Source organism: Kitasatospora sp. NPDC004272 (genome assembly GCF_053603035.1).
Map to the genome: position 1 here is coordinate 1 of NZ_JBSGET010000087.1, position 18,813 is coordinate 18,813.

The window sequence follows — 18,813 nt, forward strand, 5'->3', positions numbered from 1 at the left end:
GAGGCCGCCGCCGAGGCGCTGCGCGAGGAGGCCGCCGCCGCCCGCGAGGCCGCCCGGGCCGCCCTGGAGCGCGAGCAGGCGCTGACCGCCGAGAAGCTGGCCGAGGCCGCCGCCATCCGGGAGGCCGCCGACGGCGAGGCCGAGCAGGTCCGCGAGGCCGCGGCCGCCGACGCCGCCCGGCTGCGCGAGAGCGCCGGGGCGGACGCCGCGCAGGCCCGCGCCGAGGCCGAGCAGGACGCGCAGCGGCTGCGCGCCGAGGCCGAGCAGGCCCTCGCCACCGCCCGTGCGGACGCCGGGGCGCTGGGCGTGGAGGCCGCCGCGGACCGGGCCGAGGCGACCCGGCTGCGCGAGCAGGCCGAGGCGTACGACCGCGAACTGCGGGCCACCGCGGAGCGCGAGAGCGCCGAACTGCGCGAGACCGCCGAACGGGAGAGCGCCGAACTGCGGGCCGCGGCCGACCGGGAGACCGCCGAGCTGCGGGAGAGCGCGGCGCGCGAGACCACCGAGCAGCGGGAGGCCGCCGAGGCGTACGACCGCGAACTGCGGGCCGCCGCCGACCGCGAGACCGCCGAGCTGCGGGAGAGCGCGGCGCGCGAGACCGCCGAGCTGCGCGAGCAGGCCGAGGCGTACGACCGCGAGCTGCGCGAGAGCGCGGACCGGGAGACCGCCGAGCTGCGCGGGGCCGCCGAGGCGTACGACCGCGAACTGCGGGCCACCGCCGAGCGGGAGACCGCCGAGCTGCGCGAGCGGGCCGAGCACGCCGCCGAGCAGCTGCGGGCGAACGGCGAGGCGCGGGCCGCCGAGCTGGTCGCGGCGGCCGAGCAGGAGGCCGCCGAGGTCCGCCAGTCGGTGGCGGGCCTGCACGAGAAGGCCACCGGCCAGATCGCCGAGCTGCGGGCCGCCGCCGAGCGCGAGCGCGCCGAGCTGCGCGAGCAGGCCGAGGCGTACGACCGCGAGCTGCGCGAGAGCGCGGACCGGGAGACCGCCGAACTGCGGGCCGCCGTGGCCGAGTTCGTGCAGCAGCAGCGCGCCGAGGCAGAGGCCGCCGCGCAGCGGACGCTGACCGAGGCGGACGAGCTGGCGTCGGCGGCGCTGACCGAGGCCGAGGAGCGGGCGAACGCGCTGCGCTCGGACGCCGAGGAGTACGCGCTGGCGACCCGGACGCTGGCGGAGGACTTCGACGCGGACATCCGCGGCCGGGCCGAGTCCTTCGACCGGGAGACCCGGGAGGCCGCCGAGGCGTACGACCGGGCGACCCGCGAGCAGGCGAAGTCGGTGCTGGAGAAGGCGTTCGCGGACGCCGAGCAGCTCGGCGAGCAGGCCCAGGCGGAGGCGCTGGCGGTGGCCGCGGCCGCCGAGGAGCAGTCCGACGCGATGGTGTCGGCGGCCCGCCAGGAGGCGGACCGGCTGCGTGCCGAGGCCGAGGCGCAGGGCACCGCCGAGGTGGAGAAGGCCCGTTCGGACGCGGACGCGCTGCTGTCGGAGGCCCGGCGGGACTCCACGGCGATCCGCGAGCGGGCCGAGGAGCTGCGCGAGCGCACCGACGCCGAGATCGAGGCGCTGCACGAGCGGGCCCGCAAGGAGAACGCCCAGGCGATGAAGTCCGCCGGCGAGCGGGTGGACGCGCTGGTGACGGCGGCCCAGGAGCAGCTGACCGAGGCCGAGGAGCAGGCGCAGGCGCAGGTCGCGGAGGCCGAGGAGCGGGCCGCGGAGCTGATCGCGGCGGCCGAGTCGCGGGCGTCCGAGCTGACGTCGGAGGCGTCCGCGGAGGCGGGCCGGGTGCGGATCTCGGCGGTGCGCAAGGCCGAGACGCTGCTCAAGGAGGCCGAGAACAAGCTCGCGGACTCCACCACCCGCGCCGAGGCGCTGATCATCAAGGCGGAGGCGAAGCTCAAGGCCGCCGAGATGGAGTCGGAGGAGCAGCTGGAGGCGGCGGCCGACGAGGCCGCGTCGCGCCTCAAGCGGGCCGACGAGGAGGCCGAGAAGCGGGTGCGGCGGGCCGGTTCGGACGCCGAGGAGCAGCTGCGGCTGGCCGCCGAGGAGGCGGAGCGGCTGCTCGCCGAGGCCCGCTCGGAGGCCAAGCGCGTGACCGACGAGGGCCAGCGGGAGTTGGACGAACTGGTCCGCAGGCGCAAGGACATCAACACCGAGATCTCTCGGGTGCAGGACGTGTTGTCGGCGTTGGAGGCGTTCGAGGCCCCCGCTCCGTCGGCCCACGGCAACGGGGGAAGCAAGAAGGACGGAGGGCCCAAGGCTGGTGCCGGAGTGGGCTCTTCGCGGTCGGCGGGCAATCGCTCCGGGGGGGCGCCACCCGATTGAGCGGACATTGTCCGCGAACCGACGGTGTTTCGCCGTTGACACTCCGGTACCGTGTCAGGATTCCCTCAACCATCTCAGCGGTTTGACGACAGGAAGCCCAGAAATCCCATGAGCGACAGTCACTCCCCGCACGGCTTCGACCTGGTACGCCGTGGGTACGAGCGCGCCCAGGTCGACGAGCGGATCGCCAAGCTGGTGGCCGACCGAGACAGCGCGCTCTCCCGGATCAGCGCGCTGGAGAAGCGCATCGAGGAACTCCACCTGGAGACCCAGACGGCCCAGGCCGCGGTCACCGACGCGGAGCCCTCGTACGCCGGTCTCGGTGCCCGCGTCGAGAAGATCCTCCGCCTCGCCGAGGAGGAGGCCAAGGACCTGCGCGACGAGGCGCACCGCGCCGCCGAGCAGCACCGCGAGCTCGCCGAGGCCGCCGCGCAGCAGGTCCGCACCGAGGCCGAGAACTACGCCAAGGACCGCAAGGCCAAGGCGGAGGACGAGGGCCTGCGGATCGTCGACAAGGCCAAGTCGGACGCGGCCCAGCTGCGCGCCGAGGCCAACAAGGACGCGCAGAACAAGCGCGAGGAGGCGGACGCCCTCTTCGAGGAGACCCGCACCAAGGCCGCGCAGGCCGCCCTGGAGTTCGAGACCAACCTGGCCAAGCGCCGGGAGCAGTCCGAGCGCGACCTGGCGGCCCGCCAGGCCAAGGCCGAGAAGCGGCTGGCCGAGATCGAGCACCGCGCCGAGCAGCTCCGCCTGGAGGCGGAGAAGCTGCGCACCGACGCGGAGCGCCGTTCCCGCCAGACCATCGAGACGGCGCAGCGCCAGGCCGAGGACATCGTGGCCGACGCCAACGCCAAGGCCGACCGGGTCCGCAGCGAGTCGGAGCGCGAACTGGCGGCGCTCACCAACCGCCGCGACTCGATCAACGCGCAGCTGACCAACGTCCGCGAGATGCTGGCCACCCTGACCGGTGCCGCGGTCGCGGCGGCCTCGCTGCCGACCGACGACTCGCTGGGCGTGCCGGCGCAGCAGTCGCGCTGACGGCCTGACCGCCTTGTCGGGACACCGCTGAAGTCCTGAAGTGCCCGAAGGGGCCCGGAGCTCTCGCTCCGGGCCCCTTCGGCGTTCCGGCCCGGTTCCGGCCCGGTTCCGGCTACTTGACGCGCTTGAGCAGGGCCCGGACGGCGGCGTTGAAGGTCTCGGGGGCCTCCAGCGAGGAGAGGTGGCCGACGGCCGGGATGACGGTCAGCTCGGCGTCGGAGAGCGCCTCGGCCATCATCCGGGCCTCGCTGAGCGGGGTGACGGTGTCCAGTTCGCCGACGATGACCGCGGCGGGCACCTCCAGGGCGGCCAGTTCGTCCAGCGAGTCGGGGCGGGCGGCCATCGCGCGCTGTGCCCAGGCGACCGCGGCCGGGTCCGCCTCGGCGATCATCTTCCGTACGGCGTCGGTGAGTTCGGGGTCGGTGCCGGGGGCGAGCAGGTTCTCCGCCATCCGCTCCTCGATCAGCAGGTCGACGCTGCCGCGTTCCAGGACGGCGGCGGCGACGCGTTCCCGGTTGGCGCGGGCGGCGTCGGTGTCGGTGGTGGCCTTGGTGTCGGCGAGGACGAGTCCGGCCAGCCGTTCGGGGTGGCGGCGGGCGAAGGCCATCGCGACGTAGCCGCCCATCGACAGGCCGCCCAGTACGGCGCGCTCGACGCCGAGGCCGTCCAGCAGGCCGGCGAGGTCGTCGGCGGCGGTGTCCAGCGACGGGGGGAGGTCGCCGAGCGGGGCGGTGCCGAAGCCGCGCTGGTCCGGTGCGATCACCCGGGCGTCGTCCCCGGCCGGGCCGGGTACGCGCTCCAGTTGGACCTCCCACATCCGCGCGGGGAGCGGGAAGGCGTGCAGCAGGACGAGCGGGGTGCCGGTGCCGTTCTCGCGGACGGTCGGCGCGCTGGACGAGGTCATGGTTCCACCGTAGGGCCCGGCGGGCGCACCCCGGGCGCAGGTTGTCCGATTCATCCGCTTTTTGCCATAACCTGGCCAGAGACCAAGGAGCGGCACATGATCGAGTTGCACCACCTGACGAAGCGTTACGGCGACAAGTTGGCCGTCGACGATCTGAGCTTCCGCATCCCGGAGGGCGTGGTGACCGGCTTCCTCGGCCCGAACGGCGCCGGCAAGTCCACCACCATGCGGATGATCCTCGACCTGGACCACCCCACCAGCGGCGAGGTCACCATCGGCGGCAAGCACTACGCCGAGATCCAGGACCCGCTGCGCCGGATCGGCGCCCTGCTGGAGGCCAAGGCGGTGCACCCCGGCCGCACCGCGTACGACCACCTGCTGTGGCTGGCCCAGTCGAACCGGGTGCCGCGCGCCCGGGTCGACGAGGTGCTCGACCTGGTCGGCCTGACCGCGGTGGCGAAGAAGCGCGCCCGCGGCTTCTCGCTCGGCATGGGCCAGCGCCTGGGCATCGCCTCCGCGCTGCTGGCCGACCCGCAGACCCTGATGTTCGACGAGCCGGTCAACGGGCTCGACCCCGAGGGCATCCTGTGGATCCGCAACCTGATGAAGCGGCTGGCCTCGGAGGGCCGCACCGTCTTCGTCTCCTCGCACCTGATGAGCGAGATGGCGCTGACCGCCGACCACCTGGTGGTGATCGGCCGCGGCCGGCTGCTCGCCGACCTGCCGATGGCCGAGTTCATCAAGCGCAACTCCCGCTCGGCCGTCCGGCTGCGCACCCCGCACCAGGAGCAGCTGCTGAACGCCCTGCACGGCGCCGGCCTGACCGCCGAGGCCGGCCCGGACGGCGCCTGGGAGGTGGTCGACGGCGACCCGGTGGCGCTCGGCGAACTGGCCGCCGCGCACGGCGTCACCCTGCACGAGCTGAGCCCGCAGCAGGCCTCGCTGGAGGAGGCGTTCATGCAGATGACGGCCGAGTCGGTGGAGTACCGCACCGGCGGCTCCGGCGCACCCGGCGGGCCCGCCGCCGAACCCGCCCCGGCCTGGGGCGCGGGCTGGAACGAGCGCAAGTCCGGAAAGGAGGGCTGAGGATGGCCGCGTTCCCCGCCGTCGCGCAGTCCGAGTGGACCAAGATCCGCAGCGTCCGCTCCACCGTCTGGACGCTGGCCGCGGCCTTCCTGGTCACCCTGGTCGTCGGCGCCCTGCTGTCGCTGGTGACCAAGAACAACTTCGCCGACTTCACCAAGGACTCCAGCACCCCGTTCGACGCCACCGGCACGGCCTTCTCCGGCATCATGCTCGGCGAGCTGGCGATCGTGGTGTTCGGCGTGCTCGCCATCGGCAACGAGTACAGCAGCGGCATGATCCGGGTCTCGCTGGCCGCCGTCCCGCAGCGCGGCGCCCTGCTGGCCGCCAAGGCCGCGGTGATCGGCGGCCTCGCCCTGGCGGTCTCGCTGGTGACGGCGTTCGTCACCTTCTACGCCGGCCAGGCGATGCTGGGCGAGCACCACACCACGCTGGGCGCGCCGGGCGTGCTGCGCGCGGTGTTCAGCGCGGCGCTGTACCTGACCCTGCTGTGCCTGTTCGCGGCCGGGGTGACGGTGCTGCTGCGCAACCAGACCCTGGCGCTGGGCATCCTGGTGCCGTTCTTCTTCCTGCTCTCGCCGATCCTCTCGGTGGTGCCGAAGGTGAAGAACGTGGCCCACTACTTCCCGGACTGGGCCGGCTCCCGGGCCATCCAGGTCTACCAGCCCGACGACCAGCCGTACGGCCCGTGGGTCGGTCTGCTGATCTGCGCGCTGTGGACGGCCGCCGCACTGGTCTGCGGCTACCTGGTCCTGCGGAAGCGCGACGCCTGAGCTCCCGTCAGCCGTCAGTACTTCGGAGCGCCGCGGCCCCGCTGGATGTTGGAGCCGCGGCGCTCCCGCGCTCCCCAGCAGGCCCGGTGCCAGTGCCGCCGGTCGTCCACGCCGCCGCCGTGGTCGGGCCAGGCCACCACGTGCCCGACGCCGGGCGGGATCTCCTGGTCGCAGCCGGGGCACCGGTAGTACCGCCCGGCGGTGCCCGCCACGGTCTGCACCACCCACTCCTCGCCCCGGTACTCCTCGGTCCGCCGCAGCGAGCCCCCCGTCGGTGCGCCGCTGCCGCGGTCCTCGGGCTTGTCGATCCGGTTGCGGCGGGGTGACACGGGATTCCCTCTCCTCGGCGTGGCGTGCCTCAAGGGTACGGGGCGCGCCCGGGCCGCGGGCGGGGAGCGCCGCACTTCCCGGCGGTGACCGGGTTCCCGCCCCGGGGGCCGACGGCCGTCCCACCGCCCCCGCGGACCCCAATAGCACGGCGGGCGGGTCCGGCGCCCGGGTTTCCGGGGTAATCCACCCTTCCTCGGAGTTTTCGGGGGTTCGGCGTGCCATTGGCACATGACATGGGTTACTCACGTGGTGACACGGCGGGGCCCGCGGACCCTGCGCGGCACCGATCGAGGCAGGCACCCGATGACGAAGACCACCCCCCGGCCCGAAGCCCGCTCCGCCGCCCCGCGGACGGTTGGCGCGGGGGTGGTGCCGGCCGAACGGGCGGCGGCGGAGCAGGCACCGGGCGCCGGCACGGACGCGGTCCGGGTCGGTGCCTTCCTGCTGTCCGCGCAGTTCCCCGGCCAGAGCCACGGCGAGGCGCTGGACCGGACGGTCTCGGCGGCGCTGGCCGCCGAGCGGGCCGGCCTGGACGCGGTGTGGCTGGCCGAGCACCACTTCGTGCCGTACGGGGTCTGCCCGGACGCGGCGACGCTGGCCGCGATGCTGCTGGGCCGCACCCGGCGGATCGGGGTGGGGACGGCGGTGAGCGTGCTGAGCACCCGTCACCCGGTGGCGCTGGGCGAGCAGGCGGCGCTGCTGCACCTGACCTCGGGCGGCCGGTTCACCCTGGGCGTGGGGCGCGGCGGCCCGTGGATCGACCTGGCGGTGTTCGGCGGCGGCCTGGAGGCGTACGAGCGGGGCTTCCCGGAACGCCTGGACCTGCTGCTGCGCTGGCTGCGCGGGGCCCGGGTGGGGGCGACGGGGCAGCAGTTCGCGTTCCCGGAGGTGGCGGTGGTGCCGCGGGCCGCGGAGCCGGGCCGGCGGGCGGACCTGGCGGGCTGGCTGGGCCTGGAGGGCGCGGTGATCCCGCGCCAGCGCCAGGACGAGGCGGCGCCGGTCCGGTCGGGCCCGCCGGTGGTGGTGGCCTGCACCTCGCCGGGCGGGGTGCGGACGGCCGCCGAGCGGGGCCTGCCGATGCTGCTCGGCATGCACGCGGGCGACGAGGACAAGCGGGAGATGCTGGCGGCGTACCGGGCGGCCTGGCGGGCGGCGGGGCGCGGCGAGGAGCAACTGGCCCGGGTGGAGCGGGAACACGTGGCGGCGGGCGTGGCACAGGTGGACGACCGGGCCGGGGCGGCCCGGGCCGGCCTGCTGCGGACGATGCCGGACTTCTTCGCGCACGGCCTGGGCGCGCACCGCACGGTGGACGGCCGGGAGCGCTCGATGCGCGACCCGCGGGCGTACACCGAACTGCTCTGCGACCTGCACGCGGTGGGCACGCCCCGGCAGTGCGCGGACCGGCTGCTGGCGACGGCGGAGCGCACCGGCATCCGGCGCTTCGCGCTGCTCGCCGAGGGCTCGGGCGACACCGCGGCGACGCTGCACAACCTGGCCCGGCTGGGCGCGGAGGTGCTGCCGCAGCTCTCCTGAGGTCCGCCACGGGCCGCTACGGGCCCGCGCCCGGCCGCGGGCCGCCCCGGGCGACTGGGACCGGGGGGCCCGCGTTCGACGGCCGTACGCGGCCGCTGACGCCTCGTCAGCGGGTGCGGGCGGCCTGGTGCGCTGACGCCGGGTCAGCAGTCGCGCAGCTCCGGCGACTGGTTGAGCAGCTGGGCCCGGACCGAGGTGAAGCGGGCCAGCCGCTCGTCGGCGTCGGGGCCGGGGGCGAAGACGGCGACCCGGTGACAGTTCTGGAAGGCCAACCGGACGCCGAAGTGGCGCTGCAGAGCGCCCCGGATCGCGTCGCTGGCCAGCGCGCGGAGCAGTTGTCCGCGCTCCTGCTCGCTCGGCGGGGGGACTTCGTTGTCGGCGAAGTCGGTTCCGTCGACCTTGAGTTGGGCGACCAGCGAGCTGATCATGTCCCAGGCGTAGGGCAGCGAGGTGCGGACACAGTCGACGAACTCCCGCTCGTCGACCTCGCCTCGTTCGGCCTTCTCCAGCATGGCCGGTGAGACGTCGAGCGACATGGGTTCTCCTCTCGTGGTCCGCTCCGGCGGGATCGCCGGGGCGGTGGTGCCGAGGTGGTGCGGTGGTGCGGTGAGGGTGGCGCCGTGGGTGCCGAGGGGGTGCTGGGGAGTGCTGGGGGTGCTGGGACGGATGTGCGGGTGAACCGCGCGCGTTGTTCGAGTGGTGACGGTGCGACGGATCGGTGGACGCCGCGCGTCGGGTTCGGTCCGGGGGGTCAGACCAGCGTGGCAGGCACCCCCTCACCCGGGTTGGTGAATCGGTGGATTGCCGCCCGGAACGCCCCTTCCGGGACGAGATTGGCCGGAATCCGACGTGTCCCAACCCACCGCGCCGAACTGGCCCCCTCACCCCGCGCAGCCGTGCGGTCACCATGCTTCGCCGCTCCCGCCCGGGTGACACCCGCCGTGCGCGCACTCGCTTCAAACGGCCCCCGGGCCCGGCCCGGCCGGACCGGCTGTCTCGGGATTGCGCCGCCTGGGCCCCACCGCGCCGGGCGGTCCGCCGGAGCCCCCGGAATCGAACACGGACCGGGGCACTCCCGGCGGGCCTTAGGCTTGTCCCCATGCGTCTTGTCATCGCCAAGTGCACCGTGGACTACGCGGGCCGCCTCGCTGCACATCTGCCCTCCGCCGTGCGCCTGGTGATCGTGAAGGCCGACGGGAGCGTCAGCATCCACGCCGACGACCGGGCCTACAAGCCGCTGAACTGGATGTCGCCGCCGTGCTCCCTCAAGGAGGCCGACGGCGTGTGGACGGTCACCAACAAGGCCGGCGAGAAGCTGATCATCACCCTGGAGGACGTCCACCACGACTCCTCGCACGAACTGGGCGTCGACCCCGGCCTGATCAAGGACGGCGTCGAGGCCCACCTGCAGGAGCTGCTCGCCGACCGGATGGAGGTGCTCGGCTCCGGCTGGCAGCTGATCCGCCGCGAGTACCCGACCCCGATCGGCCCGGTCGACATCCTCTGCCGGGACTCCGACGGCACCACGGTCGCCGTGGAGATCAAGCGCCGCGGCGAGATCGACGGCGTCGAGCAGCTCACCCGCTACCTCGAACTCCTCAACCGGGACCCGCTGCTGGCCCCGGTGAAGGGCGTGTTCGCCGCCCAGGAGATCAAGCCCCAGGCCCGCGTGCTGGCCACCGACCGGGGCATCGGCTGCGTCGTGCTGGACTACGACGAGCTGCGCGGCATCGACGACGACAAGCTCAAGCTGTTCTAGGGCCGCCCCTCCCCCGGTCGCGCCGCCCCGCCCGCGGGGGGCCCCCCGCGCGCGCCCCCGCCCCCCCCCCCCCCCCGCGCCCCCCCCCCCCCGCGCCCCCCCCCCCCCGTCCGGCGCCCAGACCTGGCCCCGCGCCCGCTCCGCCTCCCCGGGCGTCGCCCACCGCCTCCTGCGCCGCACCCTCGGCCCGGACGCCCCCGGCCTCCTCACCCACCCGGCCCGGGCCCCGTACGCCCGCGCCCTCGCCCGGGGGGACCTCAGCCCGGAACGACTGCTGGCACACTGACGGGCTGCCAATGGGCGGGCTGTCAGCCGCCGGTGGTGCCGGTCCCGCCGGTCGTCCCCCCGGTGGTGGTTCCGCCGGTCGTACCGCCCGTGGTCGTGCCGCCGCCGGTCGTCCCACCCGTGGTGCTGCCACCGGTCGTCGTACCGCCCGTCGTCCCCCCGGTCGTACCGCCGGTCGTGCTGCCGGTCGTCCCGCCGGTGGTGCCGGTCCCGCCGGTCGTCCCGCCCGTGGTCGTGCCGCCCGTGCCGCCGGTGGTGCCGGTCCCGCCGGCCGTGCCACCCGTGGTGCTGCCACCGGTCGTCGTACCGCCCGTCGTCCCCCCGGTCGTGCTGCCGGTCGTCCCGCCGGTGGTGCCGGTCCCGCCGGTCGTCCCGCCCGTGGTCGTGCCGCCCGTGCCGCCGGTGGTGCCGCCGGTCGTGCCGGTCCCCGCCTTCGTCGTGGTGCTCGTCGTGGTCGGGGTGCTGCTCGGCTTGTGGGTGGCGGTGGGGCTGTTCGTCGCCGAGGTGCTCGCGGAGGCGGTCGGGCTGTCGCTGGCGCTGGGGCTGTCCGTGGCGGAGGGGCTGTCGGGGGTGGACGGGGTCGGGGCGGGCGAGGTGCTGCGGGGGCTGGTGGTGGGGTCGAGCGGGGGGAGGTCCTCGGTGGAGTTGCCGGCGTCGCCGCCGGCGGGGCGGTCGTCCCCGGTGGCGGCGACGCCGATCGCGGTGCCGAGGACGCCGAGCGCCATCACCGCCGCGCCGGCCAGCAGCGCGGTCTTGCGGGCGCCGCGCGGGGCCCGCTTGCGCAGCCGGCCGGGCACCACCTGGGCGATGGCCCGGATCGAGCGGCGGCGGCGGGCGGGTTCGGTGTCGGAGCCGGCGGTGAGCGCGGCGGTCTCCTCGATCCGGATCAGGTCGAGCATCCGGCGGGCCCCGGCGGCGCCGCGCTGTTCGCCCGCGGCGGCGCGCAGCGCGATGGCCGCCTCCAGTTCGGCGACGGCCCGTTGCGGGTGGCCCGAGCAGAGCGCGTGCACGCCCAACTCGTGGTGGAACCAGCCCTGTTCGGCGGTGGCGCCGAGCATCCTGGCGGCTTCCAGGCCGAGTTGCAGGGTGCGTTCCCAGGCGCCCCAGCGCAGCGACAGGGCGAGTGCGGGGGCGGCGGCCCGGGCGAGCCGGAGGACTTCCTCAGGGCGGTCGGCGTCCCGTTCGGCGAGCAGTACGGCGATGATCACCTCGGCCTCGGCGGCGACCTGGCGGGTCGACACCGAGGCGTGTCCGACCCACCAGGAGAGGTGTTCGGCGGCGCCGTGGGCGATCCCGCCGGGGGCGAACGGCGCGGGCAGGCCGTTGACGTCGTCCTCGACCTCGGGGAGCAGCGCGTCCAGGACGCCTTCGGTGAGGCGGTGGTGGCCGCCGACCGAGACGGCGAGTCCGGCTTCGACGAGTTCCTGCAGGGCGCTCTCGCCGAGTCCGACGTCGACCAGCGCGGGCAGGTGCGGGGCGGTGGGGCACTCGCCGCCGAGGGCGAGGGCGAGTCGCAGCACCAGCCGGGCGGACTCGCTCAGCCCCTGCACCAGGCGGCGGGCGGGCGCGGCGCTCTCGCCGACCGAGGGCAGCGGCACCTGGTGGCGCAGTTCGCGCTCCAACTCGGCCGGGTCCCGGGGCAGTTCGTACTCCTGGACGAAGCCGAACAGGCTGCGGCGCTCCTCCTGGGCGGCGACCAGGGCGTCCACCGTGACGTCGCGCTGGCGCAGCAGCGCGGCGGCCCGGACGAAGCGCAGCGGCAGGCCCTCGGACTCGAACCACAGGTCGACCGCCCAGGCCCGTTCGGTCTCGTCGAGCGGGCGGCCGGCGAGCCGGGCGGCGAGGGTCAGGCAGGCGGGGCGGGAGAGGCCGGCGACCAGGTGGTCGCGCAGCCGCGAGCCGGGGGCGGGCGGCGGGCCGCCGGGGGCGGCGGCTATCAGGAAGGCGCACTCGGGGGCGAACGCGAGCAGTTCCTCCAGTTCCTCGCCGCCGGGTTCGACGTCGTCGATCACGACCACGGCGGCGACGCCGGCCAGCAGTTCGGCGAGCTGTTCCCGGTCGGGCCGGAAGTCGGGGGCCTGGTGGGTGACGGCGAAGAGTTCCTGCAGCAGGTCGGGGACGGTGCGGTGGTAGCCGCTGAGCCGGACCACGCCGTCCGGCGCGAGTTCCCCGGCGGCTTCGGCGACGGCGGCGAGCAGCGCGGAGCGGCCCGAGCCGGCCTGGCCGACCAGTTGGACCGAGCGGCCCGCCCGGAGCTGCTCGACCAGCGCCTCGATGTCGCCGTCGCGGTCCAGCAGCCGCAGGTCGCCGGGTCCGGCGCCGAGGGCGAGCGGGCCGACGGCCGGACTGGGGCCCAGCTCGGGCCGGGCCTGGACGAGTCCGCGGATCCGCCGGGGCTGGGGCATCCACTCGTCGGGGCAGTGCCGGGCCTCCGAACCCTCCGGCCCGCCGACCACCACCAGCCGTTCTCCGCTGACCAGTTCGCCGCTCCGCGGGCGCACCCCGTCCCCCCGGAACTCCCCGTTCGGCTGACCCACGTCGCTGCTCCCCGCCACTCGGACACCTGAGCGGAGACTTTCCCACACGGGCGCGGCGCATCACCACACAGGGGTGGCTCCGGCAGCTAGCCGGTCCGCACACGAACTCCCGGCGGGAGCGTCGGGGCCCCTCCGGCGGGATCGGCCGGGGAGGGCCTAGTGCCGCGTCAGGCAATCTTCGCCGTGAAGGAGCGGCGTCCGGTGCGTGCTATCGGCGTGCCGGCCGGAAGCCCTCGTACTGGATGTACTTGGGTTTTCGGCCGGTGCGGCGAGAGTGCGTGCCGGGCGTCGCGACGGGCGAAGGTTGCCTGACGCGGCACTAGCCGAGCGCGGGGAGCGTCGTCCCGCAGGGGTCCGGCACGGCGCCCTCGACGGCCAGGATCCGGTGCAGCCGGGTGGCGACCAGCAGGCGCTGCAGCTGCACGGGCACGTCCCGGAGCACCAGTCGGCGTCCGACCCGGCCGGCCCGGCGGTGGGTCCCCATGATGACGCCGAGCCCGGTGGCGTCCCAGAACTCCAGGCGTCCGAGGTCGAGGACGAGGTCTCCCTCGCCGCCGTCGACGGCGGCGTGCAGCAGCGCCCTGGCGTCGGCGGCGCTGCGCACGTCGAGCCGTCCTTCGATGGCCAGTTCGGCGTGGTCGCCGGTGATGCGCATGCTGTCCTCCTCCTCGGCCGCCTGCCGTGCGCCCGCTCCACGGTGCCGTTCGCACCCCGGGGGACGTCCGTGCCCCGTGGGGCCGTGTCCGCGCACCGGCCCCTTCCTGAATCTGACGGCGAACCAGTTCCGCAGGTTGCTGTCACCCGCCGGACTGCCCCTCAACTTCACCCGTCCGAGGGAATATACGCAGGATCACCTCACACCTACGCTCGATTACCGCCCAAATCACCCGTCTGCGGGGCGGACCGTGAGCAAACTCACCCGGCCGCCCAGAACGTCCCGCACCCGGGCAGCACGGACCACCTGCGGGAGCGGCATCGCTCTCGCCGGACTCTAGTGGGAGCGCGCCCGCCGTGGTGCGATCCGGCGGTGTGATCTGCGCCGGAGGGGGTGTGATCTGCACCCCTCCCGCTCGCCGCCCCGCTCCCCCGTCCCGCCCGGTCCTCCCCGGGGCCGGCCCCGCTCAGTCCTCCCCGGGGACGGGCACCGTGAGTTCCTGGGTGAGGATCGCGGCCTGCACCCGGCTGCGCAGGCCGAGCTCGGCCAGGATCCGGCTGACGTGCGTCTTGGTGGTGGCCTCGGCGGTGTGCAGCCGCCGGGCGATCTGCGCGTGGGAGAGCCCCGCCCCGAGGCAGCCCAGCACCTCCCGCTCCTTGGGCGTCAGCGCCTCCAGCGCCTCCAGCGCGGCCGGCCCGGCGGCTGCGGCGGCGTCCGGCGGCGGGCCCGGGGTCCGGGCGAAGGAGGAGATCAGCCGCCGGGTGACGGACGGCGCGAGCATGCCGTCGCCGCGGGCGACCGCCCGGATGCCGTCGACCAGCGCCCGGGCCTCCAGGTCCTTGAGCAGGAACCCGGCGGCGCCGGCCCGCGGCGCGCCCCACCCGTACTCGTCCAGGTCGAAGGTGGTGAGCACCAGCACCTGCCCGGCCCGGCGGCGACCACCTCCCGGGTCGCGGTGACGCCGTCCATCCGGGGCGTCCGGACGTCCATCAGCACCACGTCGGGCCGCAGTTCCCGCGCCAGCCGGACGGCCTGCTCGCCGTCGGCCGCCTCGCCGACCACCTCCAGGTCGTCCTCCGCCCGCAGGATCATCATCAGCGCGGTCCGCACCGCCGCCTGGTCCTCGGCCACCAGCACCCGGATCACGCCCGTCCCCCGCCCGCCGCCCGCCGCCCGCGGCAGCACCGCCCGCACCGTCCACCGCTCCCCGTCCGGCCCGGCGGCGAACTCCCCGCCGAGCAGGTGGGCCCGCTCGCCCGTACCGACCGGCCCGGCCTTCGCCCCGGGCACCGGCCGCCCCTCGCCCGGCCAGTAGGCGGAACTCAACGAGATCTCCAACTCCCGTTCCCCGTAGCGGATCTCCAGCCGTACCGGGCCGGGCGCGGCGTGCTTGACCGCGTTGGTCAGCGACTCCTGGACGATCCGGTACGCGGCCAGTTCCAGCGGGGCGGGCAGCTCGCCGCGCTCGCCCGACTCCTCGGCCTCGAAGCGCAGCCCGGCCGCCCCGGCCGGCCGCCCCGGCCGGGCGTCGTAGGCGCCGAACGCGAGCAGCAGCAGGCCGCCGAGCAGCCCGGCGGCGGCGATGGCCAGGTCCTCCTGGCGGTCGGTGAGCCTCACGGGGCCCATCCCAGCACTCCTTCCGACCTGCCGGAACGACCGGTCGGACGACCCGCCGTCCGCCGAAAGTCGCACGCCCCCGTCGACTGGCCGGACGATGTGCCGGAACCCGCGCGGGAGCAGGATCGAAGCATGGTTTCCCTGATCGTGGCGGGTGAGGTCGGTTTCTGGGTGGTGCTGGCCGCCGGGCTGCTGGCCCGGTACGGGCTGCGCCTGCGCCGCACCGGCGCGGTGCTGCTCGCGCTGCTCCCGGTGGTCGACCTGGTGATCCTCGGCGCGACCGTCGCCGACCTGCGCGGCGGCGCCACCGCCGACTGGACGCACGGCCTGGCGGCCGCGTACGTCGGCTTCTCGCTCGCCCACGGCCGCCGCCTGGTCCGCTGGGCCGACGGCCACGCCGCGCACCGGCCGGCCGGCCGGCCGCCCGAGACCCGCCGGGATGCCGAAGTACGGTGCGCCGCGGGCCCGTTACGAGTGGGGCGTGTTCGCGCTGACGCTGCTCGCCTCGGTGGTCACGGTGGCGCCGGTGGCGGGCGTGCAGTGGCTGGTCGGCGACGGCGCCCGGACGGCGGCGCTGGACTCCCGGTACCCGCGGATGGGCCTGGTGGTCGGCATCAACCTGCTGGTCGCCGCCAGCTACACGGTCTTCCCCGCGCGGGAGAAGTGACCGCGGGTCAGCGGTTCTCGCCGGGCACCCACAGCACGTCGCCGCGCTCCTTGTTGGCGGTCCGCGCCAGGATGAACAGCAGGTCGGACAGCCGGTTCAAGTACTTCGCGGTCAGCGGGTTGACGCTCTCGCCGTGCTCCTCGATCGCCGCCCAGGTCGCCCGCTCGGCCCGCCGCACCACCGTGCACGCCAGGTGCAGGTACGCCGCGCCGGGCGTCCCGCCGGGCAGGATGAAGCTGCGCAGCTTCTCCAGCTCCGCCAGGAACCGGTCGCAGTCCCCCTCCAGCCGGTCCACGTAGGACTGCTCGACCCGCAGCGGCGGGTACTTCGGGTCCTCGACGATCGGGGTGGCGAGGTCCGCGCCGACGTCGAACAGGTCGTTCTGGATCCGGGTCAGCACCGCGACCAGCTCGTCGTCCAACTCCCCGGCGGCCAGCGCCACGCCGAGCGCCGCATTGGCCTCGTTGGTGTCCGCGTACGCGATCAGCCGGGGGTCGGTCTTGGTGGTCCGGCTCATGTCGCCGAGCGCGGTCGTGCCGTCGTCCCCGGTCCGGGTGTAGATGCGCGTGAGGTTCACCATGCCCGCAGCCTAGCGGGCCCGCCGAACCGTGTTAACGGTGGCTCACTGAGCCGAACGTCACGCGACGTTGACCCGCTGCCCGGGCGGCGCCGCCTCCAGCCAGGCCAGGAAGCCGGTCAGCGCGTCGTCGCTCATCGCCAGCTCCAGCGGGGCGCCCTTGTGCAGGCAGCGCAGCACCACCGAGCCGGACAGCAGGGCGAGTTCCTCCTGGCCCTGCGGGTAGCGGCGGCCCAGCACCTCGATCTCGGTGCGCGGCAGCACCCGGCGCGGCCGGGGCGCGTAGGAGAAGACCCGGAACCACTCGATCGAGTCGCCGCTGTAGCGGCCGATACCAAAAACCCACCCCTTGCCGTCGGTCTGCGGGACCGGGGCGGAGGTGGGTCGGCCGTTCTCGTCGAGATCCGGCTGGGTGGAGGCGTCGGCCGGCATTTTCAGGCGGTAGGAGCAGTCGAAGGTGCCGCCCACCCGCTGGATGAGGCGGCGGCGTACCGCGAAGCCGACCAATCCGGCGATGGCGAGGACCACGACCGACGCGCACACCACAAGGGCGAGGACCATGCTCACCTACCTCCTCGCTGCCTCGTCCCCGTGGCGGTCGATGCACGACCGCCCATTCCTACCAACTGATGCGACGGTCCCGGGGTCACGCTCCAGGCGTCCCCGGGACCGTCGTCGAGATCAGGCTCAGTGGTGCGCCTTGAGCCCGCCGGCGGCGAGCAGGCGGACCTCGGCGCGGCGCTCGGCGTGCGAGTCCGCGTCGGTCTTGGCGTTCTCCAGCGCGCGCTCGGCGCGGGCGACGTCGATCTCGTCGGCCAGCTCGGCGATCTCGGCGAGGATCGACAGCTTGTTGTCGGCGAACGAGATGAAGCCGCCGTGCACCGCGGCGACGATCGTGCCCTGGTCGGTGGTGCGGATGGTGACCGGACCGGTCTCCAGCACGCTCAGCACCGGGGTGTGGCCGGGCATGATGCCGGTGTCACCGGAGGCCGTGCGGGCGACAACGATGGTGGCCGCACCGGACCACACCTTGCGGTCGGCTGCGACCAGCTCGACGTGCAGCTCAGCCAACGTGGGCTCCTTGGCTCTTGCCGGTCCTCGGGCACCCGGGCGAACGGGCGGCGATCTCGGCAGTTTCGGTAAGAATAACGGTCACGCGGCCCCGGAACGAAACCAAGGCCGTGTAAATGACCGGGATCACAGCAGATCCAGCGGTGAGGGGTGGCCCCCGACTGAGAGCCGGGGACCACCCCTCAACGGTTCGGTCTGCCGTGCAACCGGCCTGCGGTTACTTCTTCAGCAGCTCGGCGGCGTTGCGCTCAAGGTCGTCGATGCCACCGCACATGAAGAAGGCCTGCTCCGGGACGTGGTCGTACTTGCCGTCCGCGATCGCGTTGAAGGCCTCGATGGTCTCCGACAGCGGGACGGTCGAGCCGTCGACACCGGTGAACTGCTTCGCCACGTAGGTGTTCTGCGAGAGGAAGCGCTCGATGCGGCGGGCCCGCTGCACCGTGACCTTGTCCTCCTCGGACAGCTCGTCGATGCCGAGGATCGCGATGATGTCCTGGAGGTCCTTGTACTTCTGCAGGATCCCCTTGATGCGGACGGCGGTGTCGTAGTGCAGCGCCGAGATGTACCGCGGGTCGAGGATGCGGGACGTGGAGTCCAGCGGGTCGACGGCCGGGTAGATGCCCTTCTCCGAGATCGGGCGCGACAGAACGGTGGTCGCGTCCAGGTGGGCGAAGGTGGTGGCCGGCGCCGGGTCGGTCAGGTCGTCCGCGGGGACGTAGATCGCCTGCATCGAGGTGATCGAGTGACCGCGGGTCGAGGTGATGCGCTCCTGCAGGAGGCCCATCTCGTCGGCCAGGTTCGGCTGGTAGCCCACCGCGGAGGGCATGCGGCCGAGCAGGGTCGACACCTCGGAACCGGCCTGGGTGAACCGGAAGATGTTGTCGATGAAGAGGAGCACGTCCTGCTTCTCGACGTCGCGGAAGTACTCCGCCATGGTCAGCGCGGAGAGCGCGACGCGCAGACGGGTGCCCGGGGGCTCGTCCATCTGGCCGAAGACCAGCGCGGTCTTGTCCAGGACGCCCGAGTCGACCATCTCGTCGATGAGGTCGTTGCCCTCACGGGTGCGCTCGCCGACACCGGCGAACACCGACACACCACCGAAGTTCTCGGCGACGCGGTAGATCATCTCCTGGATCAGCACGGTCTTGCCGACACCGGCACCACCGAACAGACCGATCTTGCCACCCTGCACGTACGGGGTGAGGAGGTCGATGACCTTGATGCCGGTCTCGAACATCTCGGTCTTCGACTCAAGCTCGGAGAAGTTCGGGGCCTTGCGGTGGATCGGCCACTTGACCTGCACCTGGGACTCGAACTCGGCCTTGTCGACGTTCAGCACCTCACCGAGGGCGTTGAACACCTTGCCCTTGGTGATCTGGCCGACCGGGACGGAGATCGCCGCGCCGGTGTCGGTGACCTGCGAACCGCGGACCAGGCCGTCGGTCGGCTGCATCGAGATGCCGCGGACCAGGCCGTCGCCGAGGTGCTGGGCGACCTCAAGGGTCAGGGTCTTCTTGCCCGAGCCGTCGGGGTTGTCCACCTCGACGTGCAGGGCGTTGAACATGTCCGGAATGGCGTCGACGGGGAACTCCACGTCGACGACCGGGCCGATGACCCGCGCGACGCGGCCCGTCGCCGTGGTCGGCTCAACAGTGGTGGTCATAC

The 18,813-nt window shown here is 74.4% G+C and carries 15 protein-coding genes and 2 pseudogenes; 7 read left to right on the top strand and 10 right to left on the bottom strand.

Features of this window, described 5'->3' with window-relative positions:
- Together ACWEO5_RS24695 and ACWEO5_RS24700 are read left to right on the top strand one after the other, a co-directional pair.
- Nucleotides 1–2,319 (top strand): annotated as a pseudogene (locus ACWEO5_RS24695) (hypothetical protein); the annotation flags it as partial.
- 108 nt (nucleotides 2,320–2,427) lie between these two features.
- On the top strand, nucleotides 2,428–3,357 hold the full coding sequence (locus tag ACWEO5_RS24700) for a coiled-coil domain-containing protein (protein WP_100836326.1): 930 nt from the start codon (nucleotides 2,428–2,430) through the stop codon (nucleotides 3,355–3,357).
- 112 nt (nucleotides 3,358–3,469) lie between these two features.
- On the opposite strand, the gene ACWEO5_RS24705 is transcribed toward ACWEO5_RS24700, so the two are convergent.
- Complete coding sequence (locus ACWEO5_RS24705) at nucleotides 3,470–4,261, bottom strand: alpha/beta fold hydrolase (protein ID WP_452164472.1); 792 nt, start codon at nucleotides 4,259–4,261, stop codon at nucleotides 3,470–3,472.
- A gap of 96 nt (nucleotides 4,262–4,357) precedes the next feature.
- Between ACWEO5_RS24705 and ACWEO5_RS24710 the strand changes: the two genes are divergently transcribed.
- Nucleotides 4,358–5,347 carry an ABC transporter ATP-binding protein gene (locus ACWEO5_RS24710; RefSeq protein WP_452164473.1) on the top strand — a complete coding sequence of 330 codons (990 nt, stop codon included), beginning with the start codon at nucleotides 4,358–4,360 and terminating at the stop codon, nucleotides 5,345–5,347.
- A gap of 2 nt (nucleotides 5,348–5,349) precedes the next feature.
- Complete coding sequence (locus ACWEO5_RS24715) at nucleotides 5,350–6,117, top strand: ABC transporter permease (RefSeq protein WP_452164474.1); 768 nt, start codon at nucleotides 5,350–5,352, stop codon at nucleotides 6,115–6,117.
- 14 nt (nucleotides 6,118–6,131) lie between these two features.
- Here ACWEO5_RS24715 and ACWEO5_RS24720 read toward each other — a convergent pair whose 3' ends face one another.
- On the bottom strand, nucleotides 6,132–6,446 hold the full coding sequence (locus tag ACWEO5_RS24720; RefSeq protein ID WP_452164475.1) for an ATP/GTP-binding protein: 315 nt from the start codon (nucleotides 6,444–6,446) through the stop codon (nucleotides 6,132–6,134).
- A 304-nt stretch (nucleotides 6,447–6,750) separates the two neighbouring features.
- Between ACWEO5_RS24720 and ACWEO5_RS24725 the strand changes: the two genes are divergently transcribed.
- Entirely contained in the window at nucleotides 6,751–7,980 is a 1,230-nt protein-coding gene (locus ACWEO5_RS24725) for an LLM class flavin-dependent oxidoreductase (protein ID WP_452164476.1), read from the top strand.
- Nucleotides 7,981–8,123: 143 nt separating this feature from the next.
- Here ACWEO5_RS24725 and ACWEO5_RS24730 read toward each other — a convergent pair whose 3' ends face one another.
- Nucleotides 8,124–8,516 (bottom strand): SCO5389 family protein, encoded by a 393-nt coding sequence (locus ACWEO5_RS24730; RefSeq protein ID WP_344558214.1) that lies wholly within the window; start codon nucleotides 8,514–8,516, stop codon nucleotides 8,124–8,126.
- 563 nt (nucleotides 8,517–9,079) lie between these two features.
- Between ACWEO5_RS24730 and nucS the strand changes: the two genes are divergently transcribed.
- On the top strand, nucleotides 9,080–9,739 hold the full coding sequence (gene nucS / locus ACWEO5_RS24735; RefSeq protein ID WP_344558216.1) for an endonuclease NucS: 660 nt from the start codon (nucleotides 9,080–9,082) through the stop codon (nucleotides 9,737–9,739).
- Nucleotides 9,740–10,047: 308 nt separating this feature from the next.
- On the opposite strand, the gene ACWEO5_RS24740 is transcribed toward nucS, so the two are convergent.
- The 3 genes and pseudogenes from ACWEO5_RS24740 to ACWEO5_RS24750 form a co-directional block, all read right to left on the bottom strand.
- Nucleotides 10,048–12,561: an ATP-binding protein gene (locus tag ACWEO5_RS24740; protein WP_452164477.1), complete on the bottom strand. Its 2,514-nt coding sequence runs from the start codon at nucleotides 12,559–12,561 to the stop codon at nucleotides 10,048–10,050.
- A gap of 319 nt (nucleotides 12,562–12,880) precedes the next feature.
- Nucleotides 12,881–13,216 (bottom strand): STAS domain-containing protein, encoded by a 336-nt coding sequence (locus tag ACWEO5_RS24745; RefSeq protein ID WP_452164478.1) that lies wholly within the window; start codon nucleotides 13,214–13,216, stop codon nucleotides 12,881–12,883.
- 466 nt (nucleotides 13,217–13,682) lie between these two features.
- Nucleotides 13,683–14,311 (bottom strand): annotated as a pseudogene (locus ACWEO5_RS24750) (response regulator).
- Between the two features lie 961 nt (nucleotides 14,312–15,272).
- Between ACWEO5_RS24750 and ACWEO5_RS24755 the strand changes: the two are divergent.
- Entirely contained in the window at nucleotides 15,273–15,500 is a 228-nt protein-coding gene (locus ACWEO5_RS24755; RefSeq protein WP_452164479.1) for a hypothetical protein, read from the top strand.
- Nucleotides 15,501–15,507: 7 nt separating this feature from the next.
- Here ACWEO5_RS24755 and ACWEO5_RS24760 read toward each other — a convergent pair whose 3' ends face one another.
- The 4 genes from ACWEO5_RS24760 to atpD all read right to left on the bottom strand — a co-directional run bounded on the left by ACWEO5_RS24760 (nucleotide 15,508) and on the right by atpD (nucleotide 18,811).
- Entirely contained in the window at nucleotides 15,508–16,080 is a 573-nt protein-coding gene (locus tag ACWEO5_RS24760) for a cob(I)yrinic acid a,c-diamide adenosyltransferase (protein WP_344558226.1), read from the bottom strand.
- Nucleotides 16,081–16,137: 57 nt separating this feature from the next.
- Entirely contained in the window at nucleotides 16,138–16,638 is a 501-nt protein-coding gene (locus tag ACWEO5_RS24765; protein ID WP_344558228.1) for a DUF2550 domain-containing protein, read from the bottom strand.
- Between the two features lie 126 nt (nucleotides 16,639–16,764).
- The gene (locus tag ACWEO5_RS24770) at nucleotides 16,765–17,148 is read right to left on the bottom strand and encodes a F0F1 ATP synthase subunit epsilon (protein WP_344558229.1); all 384 of its coding nucleotides are present in this window, start codon (nucleotides 17,146–17,148) and stop codon (nucleotides 16,765–16,767) included.
- A gap of 217 nt (nucleotides 17,149–17,365) precedes the next feature.
- Nucleotides 17,366–18,811 carry a F0F1 ATP synthase subunit beta gene (gene atpD, locus ACWEO5_RS24775; protein ID WP_344558230.1) on the bottom strand — a complete coding sequence of 482 codons (1,446 nt, stop codon included), beginning with the start codon at nucleotides 18,809–18,811 and terminating at the stop codon, nucleotides 17,366–17,368.
- Nucleotides 18,812–18,813: the final 2 nt, after the last annotated feature.

What these genes read in the sequence shown, in the direction of transcription:
- ACWEO5_RS24700 (WP_100836326.1), top strand. Translation starts at nt 2,428, where the DNA reads ATGAGCGACAGTCACTCCCCGCACGGCTTCGACCTGGTACGCCGTGGG.
- ACWEO5_RS24705 (WP_452164472.1), bottom strand. Translation starts at nt 4,261, where the DNA reads ATGACCTCGTCCAGCGCGCCGACCGTCCGCGAGAACGGCACCGGCACC.
- ACWEO5_RS24710 (WP_452164473.1), top strand. Translation starts at nt 4,358, where the DNA reads ATGATCGAGTTGCACCACCTGACGAAGCGTTACGGCGACAAGTTGGCC.
- ACWEO5_RS24715 (WP_452164474.1), top strand. Translation starts at nt 5,350, where the DNA reads ATGGCCGCGTTCCCCGCCGTCGCGCAGTCCGAGTGGACCAAGATCCGC.
- ACWEO5_RS24725 (WP_452164476.1), top strand. Translation starts at nt 6,751, where the DNA reads ATGACGAAGACCACCCCCCGGCCCGAAGCCCGCTCCGCCGCCCCGCGG.
- ACWEO5_RS24730 (WP_344558214.1), bottom strand. Translation starts at nt 8,516, where the DNA reads ATGTCGCTCGACGTCTCACCGGCCATGCTGGAGAAGGCCGAACGAGGC.
- nucS (WP_344558216.1), top strand. Translation starts at nt 9,080, where the DNA reads ATGCGTCTTGTCATCGCCAAGTGCACCGTGGACTACGCGGGCCGCCTC.
- ACWEO5_RS24745 (WP_452164478.1), bottom strand. Translation starts at nt 13,216, where the DNA reads ATGCGCATCACCGGCGACCACGCCGAACTGGCCATCGAAGGACGGCTC.
- ACWEO5_RS24755 (WP_452164479.1), top strand. Translation starts at nt 15,273, where the DNA reads ATGCCGAAGTACGGTGCGCCGCGGGCCCGTTACGAGTGGGGCGTGTTC.
- ACWEO5_RS24760 (WP_344558226.1), bottom strand. Translation starts at nt 16,080, where the DNA reads ATGGTGAACCTCACGCGCATCTACACCCGGACCGGGGACGACGGCACG.
- ACWEO5_RS24765 (WP_344558228.1), bottom strand. Translation starts at nt 16,638, where the DNA reads ATGGTCCTCGCCCTTGTGGTGTGCGCGTCGGTCGTGGTCCTCGCCATC.
- atpD (WP_344558230.1), bottom strand. Translation starts at nt 18,811, where the DNA reads ATGACCACCACTGTTGAGCCGACCACGGCGACGGGCCGCGTCGCGCGG.